The 4132-nt window shown below is 35.2% G+C and carries 4 protein-coding genes; all 4 read right to left on the reverse strand.

Annotated features, from left to right (window positions below; genetic code table 11):
- Window positions 1-200: 200 nt before the first annotated feature.
- A complete protein-coding gene (locus RYK07_RS08805) occupies window positions 201-497 on the reverse strand; it encodes a DUF1292 domain-containing protein (protein WP_006702829.1) in 297 nt (98 codons plus the stop codon).
- Between the two features lie 15 nt (window positions 498-512).
- Window positions 513-935 carry a Holliday junction resolvase RuvX gene (gene ruvX, locus RYK07_RS08810; protein WP_227931530.1) on the reverse strand — a complete coding sequence of 141 codons (423 nt, stop codon included), beginning with the start codon at window positions 933-935 and terminating at the stop codon, window positions 513-515.
- On the reverse strand, window positions 935-1201 hold the full coding sequence (locus tag RYK07_RS08815) for an IreB family regulatory phosphoprotein (RefSeq protein ID WP_006702831.1): 267 nt from the start codon (window positions 1199-1201) through the stop codon (window positions 935-937). The genes ruvX and RYK07_RS08815 overlap by 1 nt, the downstream gene beginning before the upstream one ends.
- 134 nt (window positions 1202-1335) lie before the next feature.
- On the reverse strand, window positions 1336-3981 hold the full coding sequence (gene alaS, locus RYK07_RS08820) for an alanine--tRNA ligase (protein ID WP_314853490.1): 2646 nt from the start codon (window positions 3979-3981) through the stop codon (window positions 1336-1338).
- Window positions 3982-4132 lie beyond the last annotated feature (151 nt).

Consider the following 4132-nt stretch of genomic DNA (forward strand, 5'->3'; position numbering starts at 1 on the left):
ATTATAGCATAGGTAGTATCTTTTTGTCTTTTTTTGGTACTTTGTTTCAAATAAATTTCGAGACCTTAGGCTCGAAAATTAGCAATGAGACAGCAAAGCTGGCTGCTTGCGTCCTTTGCTACAGTAAGGCAAGTCCAATTTCGCTAAATATAAGGAAAGAAGACACCAAATAGCATCCTATCAGGCGTCTTCTCACATCATTATTCTTCTTCTTCATCTAAGAAAGTATTTAAAACTTCCTCAATCATATCCCATTCTTCATCAGTTTCGATAGGAAGTAAGTCTCCTTCAGTACCATCTTCAGCTTCAACATAAGAAAATGCTTGAAGTTCAACTTCTTCTCCCTCTGGAATTCCTGCTGGGTATACTAAAACATATGATTTACCAAAATCTTCTGAATCGAAAGTAAATAAAACCTCGTGTAAGACTTCATTTCCTTCTTCATCAATAATTGTAATATGTTCATGTCCATCATGTTCATGTGTATGTTCTGTCATTACGTTTCCTCTTTTCTATTTAATATTTAAATCTAAATAATTTTGTAAAATGATGACGGCTGCTAACTTATCAATCACTTCTTTTCTCTTTTTACGAGAAACATTCGCTTCCTCAACAAGCATTCTTTCTGCTTGCATTGTTGTTAACCGTTCATCGTGAAAAACGATTGGAATTTCTAAACGTTTTTCTAAACTTCTACCATATTTTTGTGAAGCTTCTGCTCTTGGTCCAGCTGTATTATTCATGTTTTTCGGCATCCCGATAACAATCTTCTCAACTTCGTATTCTTTAACCAATTCCACCACACGGTTAAAGCCAAATTCACTTGCAGCTTCATTAATCGCAATCGTTTCAACACCTTGAGCAGTCCAACCTAATGGGTCACTAATCGCAACTCCAACCGTTTTACTGCCGACATCTAATCCCATTACTCTCATTAACAATCTCTACCTGTCGAACGAATATAATGGCGGATTAATTCTTCGATAATTTCATCACGCTCGTGACGTCTTACTAGATTTCTAGCATCACGATGTCGAGGAATATAAGCTGGATCGCCAGATAATAAGTACCCAACAATTTGATTGACTGCACTATAACCTTTTTCGTTTAATGCATCATAAACAATTGTTAGTGTCTCTTGTACTGTTTTTTCATCTTTATCATGAAAGTTAAATAGAACTGTTTCATCCATTGAACTCATATTAACACCTCATTTCTTTGTATCTTCATTCTACTAAATTTTAGTAAAAACTACAATAAATACGATAGAGATTAAACTTTCCTTAAAAAAATGAAGTAGAATGGATCACATTCTACTCCATTTCAATTGAATCATTATGCTTGAGCTAAGAATTCTTCTACCGCTTTTAACGCAGCTGGAATACCGGCTGGATTTTTACCACCTGCTTGAGCCATATCTGGACGGCCACCACCGCCACCTTGGATATGTGAAGCAATTGCTTTGATAATATCTCCTGCTTTAATTCCTTTTTCATTTGCATCTTTAGAAACTGCAGCTAATAAATTCGCTTTTTCTCCTTCATTAGTTGCTACGACGAATACATCACTTGCTGCTTTTTGTCTCCAAGTATCTGCTAATTGACGTAATTCATTCATATCTTTATTTGGTAAGTGAACTGTAATGAATGAGTAGTTTCCTGCTGTAGAAACAGATTCAAATAAGTCTGCAACTTCAGATTTCATTAATTTAGCTTTTAGAGCTGAAATTTCATGTTGAGCTTCTTTTAATTCTTGTTGTAAGTGAGAAACTCGTTCTGGAGTGCTATCTAATTGAACAGCTTTAACATCACTTGCAATTTGTTTTAATAACAATTCATGTTTTGCTAATAATTCAAATGCTTCTTGACTTGTAACAGCTTCAATACGGCGAACTCCTGCACCAATACCAGATTCAGAAATAATCTTGAATAGACCGATTTCTTGAGTATTTGAAACGTGAACTCCACCACATAATTCGATAGACCAGTTTGCAATGTTTACCATACGAACTTTATTACCATATTTTTCACCGAATAAAGCCATTGCGCCTAATTTTTTCGCTTCTTCTAATGTAGTTTCAACCGTCACCACATCTAAAGCTGCCCAAATTTTTTCATTTACAATACGTTCCATTTCAGCTAATTCTTCAGCTGTTACTTGTCCAAAGTGGCTAAAGTCAAAACGTAAATATCCTGGAGCTACTAATGAACCTGCTTGGTTAGCATGTGTTCCTAACACTTCTTTTAATGCTTGGTGTAATAAGTGAGTTGCAGTGTGGTTTTTAATTAATTTAGCACGTTCTTGTTGATCAACTTCTAATACATAAGTTGAGTTTAATTGCATTGGAGCAACGACATCAATTGTATGTAATGGTTGACCATTTGGAGCTTTCTTCACTTGAACAACAGTTGCAACTACTTGACCTGATTCATCTTTAATCACACCATGGTCAGATAATTGTCCACCCATTTCAGCATAGAATGGAGTTTGATTGAAGACTACTTGTACTCTTGTATCTTCTAAAGCAGATTCTACTAATTCATCTTCATATACAATCGCACTTAATAAACCTTTTTCAGTTGTACGGTCATATCCCACAAATGTACTTTCCACTGTAATATCACGTAAAACAGCTGATTGAACATTCATAGAAGTTTCTGTATTACGAGCTGCACGAGCACGTTCTTTTTGTGCTTTCATTTCAGCTTGGAATCCTTCTTCATCCACTTCATAACCATTATCACTTGCATATTCTAATGTTAATTCATAAGGGAATCCATAAGTATCGTATAGTTTAAAGGCATTTTCACCTGATAATACAGTTTGATTTTGTGCTTTCATTTCAGCAAATACTGTTTCTAAAATTGCAAGTCCATCATGAATTGTTTCTTGGAAACGATTTTCTTCATTTGCAATAACTTTTTGAATAAATTCAAGATTTTCAGTTACTTCTGGATAGTAGCTATGCATAATGCTTGCAACAGTTGGCACTAATTTTGTTAAGAATGAACCTTGAATTCCTAAACGTTGACCATGCATTACTGAACGACGGATTAAACGACGGATAATATATCCACGTCCTTCATTTGAAGGTAACGCACCGTCACCAATCGCAAAGCTAACTGCACGAATATGGTCAGCAATAACTTTAAATGAAACATCTAAATCTTTTGAAGTATTATATTTTTTACCAGCACTTAGTTGTTCTAATTGTTGAATAATTGGCATGAATAAATCTGTTTCAAAGTTTGTTGGAGTATCTTGAATAACAGAAACAACACGCTCTAATCCCATCCCCGTATCGACGTTTTTATGTGGTAATGGAGGATATGTTCCATCTGGCATATGGTTAAATTGAGAGAATACTAAGTTCCAAATTTCTAAGTAACGTTCGTTTTCTCCTCCTGGGTAGTTTTCAGGATCATCTTCAGCTAATGTTTGATATTTTTCACCACGGTCATAGAAAATCTCAGTATCTGGTCCACATGGTCCAGCACCGATATCCCAGAAGTTATCTTCTACAGGAATAATATGGTCTTCTGGTAATCCTACTTTTTCCATCCATAATTGTTTAGTTTCAGGATCTTTTGGATAATACGTTACATATAAACGATTTGGGTCTAATGCTAACCATTTTTCACTTGTTAAAAATTCCCAAGCCCATGGAATGACTTCTTCTTTGAAGTAATCGCCAATTGAGAAGTTTCCCATCATTTCAAATAATGTATGGTGTCTTGCAGTGTGACCTACATTTTCAATATCGTTTGTACGAATACTCTTTTGAGCATTTGTAATTCTTGGAACTTCAGGAGTTTCTGTTCCATCAAAATATTTTTTCAAAGTAGCTACCCCTGAGTTGATCCATAATAATGTTGGATCGTTTACAGGAATTAAACTTGCACTTGGATGCACCTTATGTCCTTTCTCTTGGAAGAAATCAAGATACATTTGACGAATTTCGCTACTAGATAATTTTTTCATCTTTACCATCCTTTTCGTTTATTATAAAAAAATAAAAACTGCCCCATTGTTACAAGGGCGTCTACCACGCGGTACCACCTTGCTTACAATGAAACAGCATTTCATCCTCATTCATTCCGATAACGCGGGAAGCGTCTGTATTTCTACAAAA

The sequence above is a fragment of the uncultured Granulicatella sp. genome, assembly GCF_963528315.1.
Taxonomy (GTDB): domain Bacteria; phylum Bacillota; class Bacilli; order Lactobacillales; family Aerococcaceae; genus Granulicatella.

What these genes read in the sequence shown, in the direction of transcription:
- RYK07_RS08815 (WP_006702831.1), bottom strand. Translation starts at nt 1,201, where the DNA reads ATGAGTTCAATGGATGAAACAGTTCTATTTAACTTTCATGATAAAGAT.
- ruvX (WP_227931530.1), bottom strand. Translation starts at nt 935, where the DNA reads ATGAGAGTAATGGGATTAGATGTCGGCAGTAAAACGGTTGGAGTTGCG.
- RYK07_RS08805 (WP_006702829.1), bottom strand. Translation starts at nt 497, where the DNA reads ATGACAGAACATACACATGAACATGATGGACATGAACATATTACAATT.
- alaS (WP_314853490.1), bottom strand. Translation starts at nt 3,981, where the DNA reads ATGAAAAAATTATCTAGTAGCGAAATTCGTCAAATGTATCTTGATTTC.